Raw genomic sequence first — 15600 nt, forward strand, 5'->3', positions numbered from 1 at the left:
ATTAGGTTTATAAAGTAAAAGAGACGATATTGGGTCTGTAGCTCAGCTGGTTAGAGCGCTCGCCTGATAAGCGGGAGGTCGGTGGTTCAAGTCCACTCAGACCCACCACTATCTCCTTTGGAGATACGGTACGATATCGACACAGATGGGGCTATAGCTCAGCTGGGAGAGCGCCTGCCTTGCACGCAGGAGGTCTGCGGTTCGATCCCGCATAGCTCCACCATCTTTAAGTATTTTCTTTAAATAGAAAGTCTCTTGAAAGTATTTAAAAATGGTTACTGTTTAAGTAACACATGCTCTTTAACAATTTGGAAAGCTGACGAACAACATTTGATTTAATGTTGTTCAAATAAAAGTTCTCAAATCCTATGTCTTTAAGATGTAGGTACCAACACACATTCAAGTGTTCTTGGAAACAGCACAACTTCGGTTGTGAGGTTTATATTTGAGTCCGGCAAAATCGAATGCTATCTCGCTCATTCAAATAATGAGATAGCGACTTTGGTTGTTTGCCATACATAAGACCTTTTGGGGTTGTATGGTTAAGTGACTAAGCGTACACGGTGGATGCCTTGGCAGTCAGAGGCGATGAAGGACGTAATAACTTGCGATAAGCCCAGATTAGGTAGTAATAACCTGTGAGTCTGGGATTTCCGAATGGGGAAACCCACGTGCATAAGCACGTATCATTAACTCAATACATAGGTTAATGAAGCAAACCGGGGGAACTGAAACATCTAAGTACCCCGAGGAAGAGAAATCAACCGAGATTCCGAAAGTAGCGGCGAGCGAAATTGGACTAGCCCTTAAGCTTTTAATGATGCAGGTGAAGGCTCTGGAAAGTGCCGCAGTAAAGGGTGATAGCCCCGTAACCGACACATCATAATCAGTGAAAACGAGTAAGGCGGGACACGTGATATCCTGTTTGAATATGGGGGGACCATCCTCCAAGGCTAAATACTACTGACTGACCGATAGTGAACCAGTACCGTGAGGGAAAGGCGAAAAGAACCCCTGTGAGGGGAGTGAAATAGAACCTGAAACCGTGTACGTACAAGCAGTAGGAGCCCACTTGTTGGGTGACTGCGTACCTTTTGTATAATGGGTCAGCGACTTATATTCAGTGGCAAGGTTAACCGTTTAGGGGAGCCGTAGGGAAACCGAGTCTTAACTGGGCGTTCAGTCTCTGGATATAGACCCGAAACCAGGTGATCTAGCCATGGGCAGGTTGAAGGTTGAGTAACATCAACTGGAGGACCGAACCGACTAATGTTGAAAAATTAGCGGATGACTTGTGGCTAGGGGTGAAAGGCCAATCAAACCTGGAGATAGCTGGTTCTCCCCGAAAGCTATTTAGGTAGCGCCTCGGACGAATACTACTGGGGGTAGAGCACTGTTAAGGCTAGGGGGTCATCCCGACTTACCAACCCTTTGCAAACTCCGAATACCAGTAAGTAATATCCGGGAGACACACGGCGGGTGCTAACGTCCGTCGTGGAGAGGGAAACAACCCAGACCGCCAGCTAAGGTCCCAAAGTATAGCTAAGTGGGAAACGATGTGGGAAGGCTTAGACAGCTAGGATGTTGGCTTAGAAGCAGCCATCATTTAAAGAAAGCGTAATAGCTCACTAGTCGAGTCGGCCTGCGCGGAAGATGTAACGGGGCTAAGCTATACACCGAAGCTGCGGCAATATGATTTATCATATTGGGTAGGGGAGCGTTCTGTAAGCCGTTGAAGGTGGACTGTAAGGTCTGCTGGAGGTATCAGAAGTGCGAATGCTGACATGAGTAACGATAAAGGGGGTGAAAAACCTCCTCGCCGGAAGACCAAGGGTTCCTGTCCAACGTTAATCGGGGCAGGGTAAGTCGACCCCTAAGGCGAGGCCGAAAGGCGTAGTCGATGGGAAACGGGTTAATATTCCCGTACTTCTTATAATTGCGATGGGGGGACGGAGAAGGCTAGGTGGGCCTGGCGATGGTTGTCCAGGTTCAAGTACGTAGGCGGGTGGTTTAGGTAAATCCGGACCACTACTAACGCTGAGATACGATGTCGAGCTACTACGGTAGTGAAGTCATTGATGCCATGCTTCCAGGAAAAGCCTCTAAGCTTCAGATTATAAGAAATCGTACCCCAAACCGACACAGGTGGTCGGGTAGAGAATACCAAGGCGCTTGAGAGAACTCGGGTGAAGGAACTAGGCAAAATGGTACCGTAACTTCGGGAGAAGGTACGCTCTTGGCGGTGAAGTCCCTTGCGGATGGAGCTACTAGGAGTCGCAGATACCAGGTGGCTGCAACTGTTTATTAAAAACACAGCACTGTGCAAAATCGTAAGATGACGTATACGGTGTGACGCCTGCCCGGTGCCGGAAGGTTAATTGATGGGGTTAGACTTAGGTCGAAGCTCTTGATCGAAGCCCCGGTAAACGGCGGCCGTAACTATAACGGTCCTAAGGTAGCGAAATTCCTTGTCGGGTAAGTTCCGACCTGCACGAATGGCGTAATGATGGCCACGCTGTCTCCACCCGAGACTCAGTGAAATTGAAATCGCTGTGAAGATGCAGTGTACCCGCGGCTAGACGGAAAGACCCCGTGAACCTTTACTACAGCTTGGCACTGAACATTGACCCTACATGTGTAGGATAGGTGGGAGCCTTTGAAGCATGCACGCTAGTGTGTGTGGAGGCAATCTTGAAATACCACCCTTGTATGCTTGATGTTCTAACGTTGGTCCCTAATCGGGATTGCGGACAGTGCCTGGTGGGTAGTTTGACTGGGGCGGTCTCCTCCCAAAGAGTAACGGAGGAGCACGAAGGTGGGCTAAACACGGTTGGACATCGTGTGGTTAGTGCAATGGCATAAGCCCGCTTGACTGCGAGAATGACAATTCGAGCAGGTACGAAAGTAGGTCATAGTGATCCGGTGGTTCTGAATGGAAGGGCCATCGCTCAACGGATAAAAGGTACTCCGGGGATAACAGGCTGATACCGCCCAAGAGTTCATATCGACGGCGGTGTTTGGCACCTCGATGTCGGCTCATCACATCCTGGGGCTGAAGTCGGTCCCAAGGGTATGGCTGTTCGCCATTTAAAGTGGTACGCGAGCTGGGTTTAGAACGTCGTGAGACAGTTCGGTCCCTATCTGCCGTGGGCGTTGGAAGATTGAAGGGGGCTGCTCCTAGTACGAGAGGACCGGAGTGGACGAACCTCTGGTGTTCGGGTTGTCATGCCAATGGCATTGCCCGGTAGCTAAGTTCGGAATCGATAACCGCTGAAAGCATCTAAGCGGGAAGCGAGCCCTGAGATGAGTCTTCCCTGGCACTTTAAGTGTCCTAAAGGGTTGTTCAAGACTAGAACGTTGATAGGCAGGGTGTGTAAGTGCTGCGAGGCATTGAGCTAACCTGTACTAATTGCCCGTGAGGCTTAACCATACAACACCCAAAGGGTTTTGATGGACTCAAAGCAAGAACATAATTGAATGTGTATTAAGAACTTTTATTAAGCTTTCCGAATTTTAAGAATTTGCTTGGCGACCATAGCGTTGCAGACCCACCTGATCCCATGCCGAACTCAGAAGTGAAATGCAGTAGCGCCGATGGTAGTGTGGGGTTTCCCCATGTGAGAGTAGGACATCGCCAGGCTTTAATTTCGACTTTGCTTCTTATAGAAGCAAGTCACCATAAAGTTTTAAGTTTTCTTAGAGTTTTATGTTGACTTTCAAAGTAGATAGCGTATTATACGCGTCCTGCTTAGGTGCTAAGGCATTGAAAGCAAAGCTCTTTAACAATATAGACCTATATCAATCTGTGTGGACACTTGTTGATGATAATCATTATGTTTGCTTCTGCTGCAAAGCAGAAACGAACCACTTCTTCGGAAGTAAAATGGTTTTCAATGAACACGTGACCTAAGGGTAGTAAGCTCGCTTACTGTCACACAGTCAAAATTCATTATCGTTCTGTTGGAACGATAATAGCTTTAAAATTACTTCTTACTTTTTAAGTAAGGGACAGTTTTGAAGTCAGTATTCATTGAGCCGACAAAATCTTAAATTGAAGAGTTTGATCATGGCTCAGATTGAACGCTGGCGGCAGGCCTAACACATGCAAGTCGAGCGGAAACGACAACATTGACCCTTCGGGTGATTTGTTGGGCGTCGAGCGGCGGACGGGTGAGTAATGCCTGGGAAATTGCCCTGATGTGGGGGATAACCATTGGAAACGATGGCTAATACCGCATAATGCCTTCGGGCCAAAGAGGGGGACCTTCGGGCCTCTCGCGTCAGGATATGCCCAGGTGGGATTAGCTAGTTGGTGAGGTAATGGCTCACCAAGGCGACGATCCCTAGCTGGTCTGAGAGGATGATCAGCCACACTGGAACTGAGACACGGTCCAGACTCCTACGGGAGGCAGCAGTGGGGAATATTGCACAATGGGCGCAAGCCTGATGCAGCCATGCCGCGTGTATGAAGAAGGCCTTCGGGTTGTAAAGTACTTTCAGCAGTGAGGAAGGTTCATACGTTAATAGCGTATGGATTTGACGTTAGCTGCAGAAGAAGCACCTAGCTAACTCCGTGCCAGCAGCCGCGGTAATACGGAGGGTGCGAGCGTTAATCGGAATTACTGGGCGTAAAGCGCATGCAGGTGGTTCGTTAAGTCAGATGTGAAAGCCCGAGGCTCAACCTCGGAACTGCATTTGAAACTGGCGGACTAGAGTACTGTAGAGGGGGGTAGAATTTCAGGTGTAGCGGTGAAATGCGTAGAGATCTGAAGGAATACCAGTGGCGAAGGCGGCCCCCTGGACAGATACTGACACTCAGATGCGAAAGCGTGGGGAGCAAACAGGATTAGATACCCTGGTAGTCCACGCCGTAAACGATGTCTACTTGGAGGTTGTGGCCTTGAGCCGTGGCTTTCGGAGCTAACGCGTTAAGTAGACCGCCTGGGGAGTACGGTCGCAAGATTAAAACTCAAATGAATTGACGGGGGCCCGCACAAGCGGTGGAGCATGTGGTTTAATTCGATGCAACGCGAAGAACCTTACCTACTCTTGACATCTAGAGAAGCCAGCGGAGACGCAGGTGTGCCTTCGGGAACTCTAAGACAGGTGCTGCATGGCTGTCGTCAGCTCGTGTTGTGAAATGTTGGGTTAAGTCCCGCAACGAGCGCAACCCTTATCCTTGTTTGCCAGCACATAATGGTGGGAACTCCAGGGAGACTGCCGGTGATAAACCGGAGGAAGGTGGGGACGACGTCAAGTCATCATGGCCCTTACGAGTAGGGCTACACACGTGCTACAATGGCGCATACAGAGGGCAGCAAGCTAGCGATAGTGAGCGAATCCCAAAAAGTGCGTCGTAGTCCGGATTGGAGTCTGCAACCTCGACTCCATGAAGTCGGAATCGCTAGTAATCGTGGATCAGAATGCCACGGTGAATACGTTCCCGGGCCTTGTACACACCGCCCGTCACACCATGGGAGTGGGCTGCAAAAGAAGTGGGTAGTTTAACCTTCGGGAGGACGCTCACCACTTTGTGGTTCATGACTGGGGTGAAGTCGTAACAAGGTAGCCCTAGGGGAACCTGGGGCTGGATCACCTCCTTATACGAAAGATTGTCTTGATGAGTGTTCACACAGATTGATTAGGTTTAGAAGTTAAGAGTAAGGAAACCTTTTCCAGATGGGGCTATAGCTCAGCTGGGAGAGCGCTTCGCTGGCAGCGAAGAGGTCTGCGGTTCGATCCCGCATAGCTCCACCATCTTTAAGTGTTTTCTCTTGAAAGTATTTAAAAATGGTTACTATTTAAGTAACACATGCTCTTTAACAATTTGGAAAGCTGACGAACAACATTTGATTTAATGTTGTTCAAATAAAAGTTCTCAAATCCTATGTCTTTAAGATGTAGGTACCAACACACATTCAAGTGTTCTTGGAAACAGCACAACTTCGGTTGTGAGGTTTATATTTGAGTCCGGCAAAATCGAATGCTATCTCGCTCATTCAAATAATGAGATAGCGACTTTGGTTGTTTGCCATACATAAGACCTTTTGGGGTTGTATGGTTAAGTGACTAAGCGTACACGGTGGATGCCTTGGCAGTCAGAGGCGATGAAGGACGTAATAACTTGCGATAAGCCCAGATTAGGTAGTAATAACCTGTGAGTCTGGGATTTCCGAATGGGGAAACCCACGTGCATAAGCACGTATCATTAACTGAATACATAGGTTAATGAAGCAAACCGGGGGAACTGAAACATCTAAGTACCCCGAGGAAGAGAAATCAACCGAGATTCCGAAAGTAGCGGCGAGCGAAATTGGACTAGCCCTTAAGCTTTTAATGATGCAGGTGAAGGCTCTGGAAAGTGCCGCAGTAAAGGGTGATAGCCCCGTAACCGACACATCATAATCAGTGAAAACGAGTAAGGCGGGACACGTGATATCCTGTTTGAATATGGGGGGACCATCCTCCAAGGCTAAATACTACTGACTGACCGATAGTGAACCAGTACCGTGAGGGAAAGGCGAAAAGAACCCCTGTGAGGGGAGTGAAATAGAACCTGAAACCGTGTACGTACAAGCAGTAGGAGCCCACTTGTTGGGTGACTGCGTACCTTTTGTATAATGGGTCAGCGACTTATATTCAGTGGCAAGGTTAACCGTTTAGGGGAGCCGTAGGGAAACCGAGTCTTAACTGGGCGTTCAGTCTCTGGATATAGACCCGAAACCAGGTGATCTAGCCATGGGCAGGTTGAAGGTTGAGTAACATCAACTGGAGGACCGAACCGACTAATGTTGAAAAATTAGCGGATGACTTGTGGCTAGGGGTGAAAGGCCAATCAAACCTGGAGATAGCTGGTTCTCCCCGAAAGCTATTTAGGTAGCGCCTCGGACGAATACTACTGGGGGTAGAGCACTGTTAAGGCTAGGGGGTCATCCCGACTTACCAACCCTTTGCAAACTCCGAATACCAGTAAGTAATATCCGGGAGACACACGGCGGGTGCTAACGTCCGTCGTGGAGAGGGAAACAACCCAGACCGCCAGCTAAGGTCCCAAAGTATAGCTAAGTGGGAAACGATGTGGGAAGGCTTAGACAGCTAGGATGTTGGCTTAGAAGCAGCCATCATTTAAAGAAAGCGTAATAGCTCACTAGTCGAGTCGGCCTGCGCGGAAGATGTAACGGGGCTAAGCTATACACCGAAGCTGCGGCAATATGATTTATCATATTGGGTAGGGGAGCGTTCTGTAAGCCGTTGAAGGTGGACTGTAAGGTCTGCTGGAGGTATCAGAAGTGCGAATGCTGACATGAGTAACGATAAAGGGGGTGAAAAACCTCCTCGCCGGAAGACCAAGGGTTCCTGTCCAACGTTAATCGGGGCAGGGTAAGTCGACCCCTAAGGCGAGGCCGAAAGGCGTAGTCGATGGGAAACGGGTTAATATTCCCGTACTTCTTATAATTGCGATGGGGGGACGGAGAAGGCTAGGTGGGCCTGGCGATGGTTGTCCAGGTTCAAGTACGTAGGCGGGTGGTTTAGGTAAATCCGGACCACTACTAACGCTGAGATACGATGTCGAGCTACTACGGTAGTGAAGTCATTGATGCCATGCTTCCAGGAAAAGCCTCTAAGCTTCAGATTATAAGAAATCGTACCCCAAACCGACACAGGTGGTCGGGTAGAGAATACCAAGGCGCTTGAGAGAACTCGGGTGAAGGAACTAGGCAAAATGGTACCGTAACTTCGGGAGAAGGTACGCTCTTGGCGGTGAAGTCCCTTGCGGATGGAGCTACTAGGAGTCGCAGATACCAGGTGGCTGCAACTGTTTATTAAAAACACAGCACTGTGCAAAATCGTAAGATGACGTATACGGTGTGACGCCTGCCCGGTGCCGGAAGGTTAATTGATGGGGTTAGACTTAGGTCGAAGCTCTTGATCGAAGCCCCGGTAAACGGCGGCCGTAACTATAACGGTCCTAAGGTAGCGAAATTCCTTGTCGGGTAAGTTCCGACCTGCACGAATGGCGTAATGATGGCCACGCTGTCTCCACCCGAGACTCAGTGAAATTGAAATCGCTGTGAAGATGCAGTGTACCCGCGGCTAGACGGAAAGACCCCGTGAACCTTTACTACAGCTTGGCACTGAACATTGACCCTACATGTGTAGGATAGGTGGGAGCCTTTGAAGCATGCACGCTAGTGTGTGTGGAGGCAATCTTGAAATACCACCCTTGTATGCTTGATGTTCTAACGTTGGTCCCTAATCGGGATTGCGGACAGTGCCTGGTGGGTAGTTTGACTGGGGCGGTCTCCTCCCAAAGAGTAACGGAGGAGCACGAAGGTGGGCTAAACACGGTTGGACATCGTGTGGTTAGTGCAATGGCATAAGCCCGCTTGACTGCGAGAATGACAATTCGAGCAGGTACGAAAGTAGGTCATAGTGATCCGGTGGTTCTGAATGGAAGGGCCATCGCTCAACGGATAAAAGGTACTCCGGGGATAACAGGCTGATACCGCCCAAGAGTTCATATCGACGGCGGTGTTTGGCACCTCGATGTCGGCTCATCACATCCTGGGGCTGAAGTCGGTCCCAAGGGTATGGCTGTTCGCCATTTAAAGTGGTACGCGAGCTGGGTTTAGAACGTCGTGAGACAGTTCGGTCCCTATCTGCCGTGGGCGTTGGAAGATTGAAGGGGGCTGCTCCTAGTACGAGAGGACCGGAGTGGACGAACCTCTGGTGTTCGGGTTGTCATGCCAATGGCATTGCCCGGTAGCTAAGTTCGGAATCGATAACCGCTGAAAGCATCTAAGCGGGAAGCGAGCCCTGAGATGAGTCTTCCCTGGCACTTTAAGTGTCCTAAAGGGTTGTTCAAGACTAGAACGTTGATAGGCAGGGTGTGTAAGTGCTGCGAGGCATTGAGCTAACCTGTACTAATTGCCCGTGAGGCTTAACCATACAACACCCAAAGGGTTTTGATGGACTCAAAGCAAGAACAGATTGAATGTGTATTAAGAACTTTTATTAAGCTTTCCAGATTAATTTTGCCTTCAGTTTTTATGAAAAGCTGAAAGTAAAAGAAGAATTTGCTTGGCGACCATAGCGTTGCAGACCCACCTGATCCCATGCCGAACTCAGAAGTGAAATGCAGTAGCGCCGATGGTAGTGTGGGGTTTCCCCATGTGAGAGTAGGACATCGCCAGGCTTTGAACAGACATCTATTTGAAGCACAACTTAGGTAAGACTTTAGATAGAGCCACTGCGGAGTGGTAGTTCAGTTGGTTAGAATACCGGCCTGTCACGCCGGGGGTCGCGGGTTCGAGTCCCGTCCACTCCGCCACTTATACTAAGCCCTAGTCGAAATACTGGGGCTTTTTTACGTTTGAAGAAAATGGTCAGTAATGGTTCAGTTATTTTTCTTTTAGTCAGAGAGGTGGTTGGTTACACCGTTTCGAGCCCTGCCCACTTATACCAAGCCTTAGATTAGGCGTCCCTGTCAAAAGGTTAGGGAATTAGGTTAGGGAATTTTGACGCTATAAAATAGTATTTAATACTAAAAGCTTGCTTTAAGTTTAGAGTGTATAAAAAAGCCTAAGTTATGAACTTAGGCTTAGTATGGGACTTATTTAACTATATGATAACTATTCAAATAAGTCGATATGCAGCCTTTTAACGGCTTCTTTTGCAACACCTGAGTCAAGTAAGAAACATAAGTTGTGAGGGCTAGCACCGTAGCAGATCATACGGAGATTAAACTCCTCAAGTGTTCCAAATACCGCTTTAGCGGAACCTTTCTTTTCGCTCATTTTATTACCAATCAATGCGATTAGGCTAAGATCCTGCTTCACTTCGACGATACACAGTTCTTCGAGTTCTTTTTTCACATCTAAAGGCAGCTCAGGCGCTTTTCCGCTGGTGTCTGTTTGGTCAAGAGTCAATGAAACACTGACTTCAGAGGTTGTAATAAGGTCTACCGATATTTTGTGCTTGGCCAGTATAGTGAATACATCGGCTAAGAAACCGTATGCTTGGAACATTTTAGGGTTCCGCAGTGTCACCATTGTTTGGTTATTTCTTAAAGCTAATGCACGAAATAGCGGGGCACTTTCTACTGTTTGGCGTACCCAAGTTCCGCCTTCTTGTGGTGCTTTAGAAGATCCGACAAAAACTGGAATTTGATGCCTTAACGCTTCGGCAATAATGTAGATGGATGGAGGATCTTGGCACCAAAGTTAGCCATTTCAGACGCTTCACTAAAGCTGATCTCAGGAATTGGGCGAGCGTTAGGAGCTATTCGAGGGTCAGTAGTATAGATCCCAGGGACGTCGGTCCAGATCTCTAAGCCACTTGCTTCGACAGCCTCTGCAATAAGGGCAGCACTATAATCGCTGCCGCCACGGCCCAGAGTTGTGGTTTCACCGTCAATATCAGCGCCAATAAAGCCTTGAGTGATGACAACATGTTTTTTACACAAAGGGATGAGGTTTTGCTCTGCAAGAGTTCTGGTTTGCTCTAGGTTCGGTTCCGCTTTTCCATAAGTACTATCGGTCCTTAGTACTTGGCGAATATCAAATCGAACGGCATCAATGCCACGCTCTCGCATGAGCTGTGCGAAAATGTGTGTCGACATTCTCTCACCACATGCCACTAAGTGGTCAGTCAGCTTGGCGGTGACATCAATACAGGCGACTTCTGATAACGTTGCTACTTTTTCAATGAGCGCGTTGATACGGGGCTCAATGGAGGTTGCATCATTGAGTTGACTCAGTATAGCAACGTGAATCGCTCTGAGCTTTTCGATAAGTTCTAATCGTTCGTTATCATTTTTTACGCCATTAGCCAGTGAGACCAAGATATTGGTTACCCCTGAACATGCACTGCTTACCACCAGTCTCGTCTCAGGGTTATTTTCGATGATTTCAGCACAACGGCTCATGGCTTCGAAGTTGGCAACACTTGTGCCACCAAATTTAGCTACATTGAATGCGCTCACAGTTTTCTCCAGGATATTCCAATAAGTAAAATTACAGGGTTAAGACCCAACGTCCGATGTTTGAAGAGAAATAAAGAGTAGAGGCATATTGATAATGAATCGACCTCAGAAGCTCTTCACCAATTTGGTTTGGTGACAGTTAAAGGGATTCAGCCCAATTAACCGATAAACTAACCCATCAAATTTAGTTTATCTCGGCACTGCTCCCCATGAGTGAAATGTGTTGGAGTTGAGGCTCCACATCATCACTTGCCTGGGCAGTGCTCCTCTTCTGCTTGATAGCCTGTTTATTCAACGTTTTTGTGATGCAAATGTCAATGGAGTGAGGCAATTTAATAAAAATATGACCCCTCAAATTTGTTGCAAATTTGTTGATCTCATGCGTATTGTAGAACAAACTATTTAGCCTTTAAGATTCTTTACACCCAAGTAACCTCATTATTATTAGAAAACAAAAGGACTTTCGATGACGATTTCTAGCTTTGTACCCCCCCACAGGACACTCATGGGACCTGGCCCTTCAGACATTTACCCACAGGTATTACAAGCACTTAGCCGCCCGACTATTGGTCATTTAGACCCGTTATTTATTGGTATGATGGATGAGCTTAAGGCGTTACTTAAATATGCCTTTCAGACAGAGAATGACTTTACTATTGCCGTCTCTGCTCCTGGCAGCGCAGGGATGGAAGCTTGCTTTGTCAATTTAATTGAGCCAGGAGATAAAGTCATAGTTTGTCGAAATGGTGTCTTCGGTGATCGTATGAAAGAAAACGTCATTCGTTGCGGTGGCGAAGCTATCCTCGTTGACGATGAATGGGGAAAGCCTGTTTCTGTTGAAAAAGTGCAGCAAGTCATCTCAGATAACCCTGACGCGGTATTGTTGGCTTTCGTACATGCAGAGACTTCTACTGGAGCGGTAAGCGATGCTAAGCAGCTAAGTCAGCTTGCCAAGCAAAATGGTATGCTTACGATTGTCGATGCCGTGACGTCGCTTGGCGGTGTTCCATTACTTGTGGATGAGTGGCAACTTGATGCTGTGTATTCAGGTAGCCAAAAATGTTTGTCTTGTGTTCCAGGGTTATCCCCCGTTACTTTATCGCCTCTTGCTATTGAGCGAATTAAAGCGCGTAAAACACCCGTTCAAAGTTGGTTCTTAGACCAAAGCTTAGTGCTAGGTTATTGGAGTGGTGAAGGCAAGCGTAGCTACCATCACACAGCGCCAGTGAATAGCCTTTATGCTTTGCATGAATCCTTAGTGATACTGAAAAATGAAGGGCTCGAAAACGCATGGCAGCGTCATAAAGAGATGCATATTTTACTCGCTGATGGGCTAGAAAAATTAGGGCTGACTTTTGTGGTAGAAAAAGAGAGTCGATTGCCACAGCTTAACGCAGTGTACTTCCCAGAGGGCATTGACGATGCGGCAGTGAGGCAGCAATTGCTGGAAGGTTATAATTTGGAAATCGGTGCTGGTTTAGGTGCATTAGCAGGTAAAGCTTGGCGGATTGGCTTAATGGGCTATGCGGCAAGAAAAGAGAATGTTGCTTTGTGCCTTAAAGCACTGGAAACCGTGCTTAAATAGTTGATGATATTAAAAAGACCGAAAGCGTTAGCTTTCGGTCTTTTTCTTTAAACTACAAATACAGAGGAATAATATCTGTTTAACGGTTAACCGTTATAGAGATGCAATCGTCTGTTTTTGCTCTTCAAGTTTAACTAAGGTTTCTTTGTAACCGTCAAGCTTTTCACGTTCTTTAGTGATAACAGCTTCTGGTGCTTTGGCAACAAAACCTTCATTGCTTAGCTTGCCTTCGGTACGCTTAATTTCACCTTGAATCTTAGCCATTTCTTTATCGAGACGAGCAAGTTCGGCGTCTTTATCGATAAGCCCTGCCATTGGAATCATTAGCTCAGACTTACCAACGAGCTTAGTCGCACACGCAGGTGTTGCTTCGTTGTCGGCAAGAACTTTAATATCATCAAGCTTAGCAAGCGCATTAAGAACGATCTTATTTGCTTCAATACGATCCGCATCTTTCTCATCAGCGACTTTGATCATTACTTCTAAGCCTTTGCTTGGTGCAATGTCATATTCAGCACGCAAGTTACGGATTGCGGTAATGAAAGTCTTCACCCACTCGATGTCGTCAACGATCTCAGCATTGAAGTTCGCTTCATTAAACTGAGGAAGCGCTTGAGTCATGATCGTCTCGCCTTCTACACCGTCTACTAGCGGCTTAACGCTCTGCCAGATAGACTCTGTGATGTAAGGCAACACTGGGTGAGCAAGACGTAGCGTCTTTTCAAGAACCGTGATAAGCGTGTAACGAGTCGCTTGTTGCTGCGCTTCAGAGCCTTTCCAAAGAACAGGTTTAGTGAGCTCTAAGTACCAGTCACAGAATTGGTTCCAGATGAATTCATAAAGCGTGTTTGCTGCCATGTCTAGACGGTAGTTGTCTAGGTGAGCGTTAAACTCTTTCGCTGCAACTTCAAACTGAGATTCAATCCACTTATCAGCAAGAGAGAACTCCATGTTTGCACGATCTAGAGCAGACAGTGACATGCCACAATCGTGTTCTTCTGTGTTCATCAGTACGTAACGGCTAGCGTTCCATAGTTTGTTACAGAAGTTACGGTAACCTTCAAGACGCTTCATGTCCCAGTTGATGTCACGACCCGTTGAAGCCATCGCAGCAAGTGTGAAACGTAGTGCATCAGTACCGTATGGTTCGATACCATTTTCGAACGTCTTACGTGTCGCTTTTTCGATCTTAGCTGCCAGCTTCGGTTGCATCATGTTGCCACAACGCTTTTCGACTAGCTCTTCAAGGCCGATGCCATCAATCATGTCGATTGGGTCAAGTACGTTACCTTTCGACTTAGACATCTTATCGCCATTTTCATCACGGATAAGACCTGTCATGTACACGGTTTTAAATGGTACTTGAGCTTTGCCATCTTCGTCTTTCACGAAGTGCATGGTCATCATGATCATACGCGCAACCCAGAAGAAGATAATATCAAAGCCAGATACCAGTACTTCAGATGGGTGGAAGGTTTTCAGTGCGTCTGTATCTTCAGGCCAGCCTTGTGTGCCGAACGTCCAAAGTGCAGAAGAGAACCAAGTATCAAGAACGTCGTTGTCTTGCTTAAGGACAATAACAGGCGCTAGGTTGTTCTTTTCACGCACTTCTTCTTCTGTGCGACCAACGTAAACTTTACCATCGTTGTCGTACCATGCTGGGATACGGTGGCCCCACCAAAGTTGACGAGAGATACACCAGTCTTGCACGTCACGCATCCACGCAAAGTACATGTTTTCGTACTGTTTAGGGACGAATTGGATTTGACCATCTTCAACGGCTTTAACTGCCGGTTCAGCAAGAGGCGCTGTGCGCACGTACCATTGGTCAGTCAGCATTGGTTCGATAACCACGCCGCCACGGTCGCCGTAAGGAACGGTTAGGTCGTGATCTTTGATCTCTTCAAGCAGGCCAAGTTCATCGAATTCAGCAACGATAGCTTTACGTGCAGCAAAACGCTCCATGCCTTGGTATTTAGCTGGAATGTCTGTTGAGTAAACATCGCTTTCTTCGCCGTTCGTTGTGAATACTTCAGCAGCATCACGGATATCAGCGTTGAACGTTAGGATGTTGATCATTGGTAGGTTGTTGCGCTTGCCCACTTCGTAATCGTTAAAGTCATGAGCTGGTGTGACTTTCACACAACCCGTGCCTTTTTCCATGTCTGCGTGCTCATCGCCTACGATAGGAATAAGACGGTTTACAACAGGAAGTAGGATTTCTTTGCCGATAAGATCTTTGTAGCGAGGATCTTCTGGGTTTACGGCAACACCAGTATCACCAAGCATGGTTTCTGGACGAGTCGTTGCGACAACAATGTAGTCTTTGCCATCGGCGGTTTTAACACCGTTCGCTAGTGGGTAGCGGAAGTGCCACATGAAACCTTTTTTGTCTTTGTTTTCAACTTCAAGATCAGAAATTGCAGTGTGCAGTTTAGGATCCCAGTTTACTAGACGCTTACCACGGTAAATTAGGTCTTCTTCATACAGGCGAACAAACACTTCTTGAGTTGCAGCCGATAGGCCGTCATCCATAGTGAATCGCTCACGATCCCAGTCTACCGATGCACCAAGGCGACGAAGCTGTTGAGTGATGGTGCCGCCAGATTCAGCTTTCCATTCCCAAATTTTGTCGATGAAAGCTTCACGGCCGTAGTCGTGTTTTGTTTTGCCTTCTTCAGCGGCAATTTTACGCTCTACAACCATTTGTGTCGCGATGCCTGCGTGGTCAGTACCAACCTGCCATAGCGTATTTTTACCTTTCATGCGCTGAGCACGGATAAGGGTATCCATGATTGTATCTTGGAAGGCATGGCCCATGTGTAGGCTACCAGTGACGTTCGGTGGCGGGATCATGATGCTGTATGCTTCTTTTGAAGTGTCACCGTGTGGCTTAAAGTAGCCTTTCTCTTCCCAAGCTTGGTATAAAGCTTGTTCGATTGATGTTGGGTTATATGTCTTTTCCATAGCGTTCTGGATACTTAACTTATTAATACTGTGAAAGAAATCTGTCAAACCTTATAATTAAGCG

General features: G+C 47.3%; 2 protein-coding genes, 4 tRNA genes, 5 rRNA genes, 1 pseudogene and 1 riboswitch. Of the genes and pseudogenes, 10 read left to right on the forward strand and 2 right to left on the reverse strand.

Features of this window, described 5'->3' with window-relative positions; all coding sequences use genetic code 11:
• Positions 1-31 precede the first annotated feature (31 nt).
• The 9 genes from AC0L66_RS02665 to AC0L66_RS02705 all read left to right on the forward strand — a co-directional run bounded on the left by AC0L66_RS02665 (position 32) and on the right by AC0L66_RS02705 (position 9331).
• Positions 32-108, forward strand: a tRNA-Ile gene (locus AC0L66_RS02665).
• Between the two features lie 39 nt (positions 109-147).
• Positions 148-223 (forward strand) — tRNA-Ala (locus tag AC0L66_RS02670).
• Between the two features lie 317 nt (positions 224-540).
• Positions 541-3430 (forward strand): 23S ribosomal RNA (locus AC0L66_RS02675).
• A gap of 94 nt (positions 3431-3524) precedes the next feature.
• Positions 3525-3640 (forward strand): 5S ribosomal RNA (gene rrf / locus AC0L66_RS02680).
• A gap of 408 nt (positions 3641-4048) precedes the next feature.
• A 16S ribosomal RNA gene (locus AC0L66_RS02685) occupies positions 4049-5603 on the forward strand.
• Positions 5604-5681: 78 nt separating this feature from the next.
• Positions 5682-5757, forward strand: a tRNA-Ala gene (locus AC0L66_RS02690).
• Positions 5758-6059: 302 nt separating this feature from the next.
• Positions 6060-8949: ribosomal RNA gene (locus AC0L66_RS02695) — 23S ribosomal RNA — on the forward strand.
• Between the two features lie 131 nt (positions 8950-9080).
• Positions 9081-9196: ribosomal RNA gene (rrf, locus tag AC0L66_RS02700) — 5S ribosomal RNA — on the forward strand.
• Together the 16S, 23S and 5S rRNA genes with 4 tRNA genes alongside form the textbook arrangement of a ribosomal RNA operon.
• 58 nt (positions 9197-9254) lie before the next feature.
• Positions 9255-9331 (forward strand) — tRNA-Asp (locus AC0L66_RS02705).
• A gap of 301 nt (positions 9332-9632) precedes the next feature.
• Here AC0L66_RS02705 and lysC read toward each other — a convergent pair.
• Positions 9633-10927: pseudogene (gene lysC / locus AC0L66_RS02710) on the reverse strand (lysine-sensitive aspartokinase 3).
• Positions 10928-11085: 158 nt separating this feature from the next.
• Positions 11086-11263: riboswitch (Lysine riboswitch) on the reverse strand.
• A gap of 187 nt (positions 11264-11450) precedes the next feature.
• On the opposite strand from lysC, the gene AC0L66_RS02715 reads away from it, so the two are divergent.
• The gene (locus AC0L66_RS02715; protein WP_473568326.1) at positions 11451-12569 is read left to right on the forward strand and encodes a pyridoxal-phosphate-dependent aminotransferase family protein; all 1119 of its coding nucleotides are present in this window, start codon (positions 11451-11453) and stop codon (positions 12567-12569) included.
• 93 nt (positions 12570-12662) lie between these two features.
• Here AC0L66_RS02715 and AC0L66_RS02720 read toward each other — a convergent pair whose 3' ends face one another.
• Positions 12663-15536 carry a valine--tRNA ligase gene (locus AC0L66_RS02720; protein ID WP_473568327.1) on the reverse strand — a complete coding sequence of 958 codons (2874 nt, stop codon included), beginning with the start codon at positions 15534-15536 and terminating at the stop codon, positions 12663-12665.
• Positions 15537-15600: the final 64 nt, after the last annotated feature.

The sequence above is a fragment of the Vibrio sp. GJ43-1 genome, assembly GCF_055808835.1.

Bases quoted from the DNA above. Each gene is read 5' to 3' on its own strand.
- AC0L66_RS02715 (WP_473568326.1), top strand. From the start codon at position 11,451: ATGACGATTTCTAGCTTTGTACCCCCCCACAGGACACTCATGGGACCT.
- AC0L66_RS02720 (WP_473568327.1), bottom strand. From the start codon at position 15,536: ATGGAAAAGACATATAACCCAACATCAATCGAACAAGCTTTATACCAA.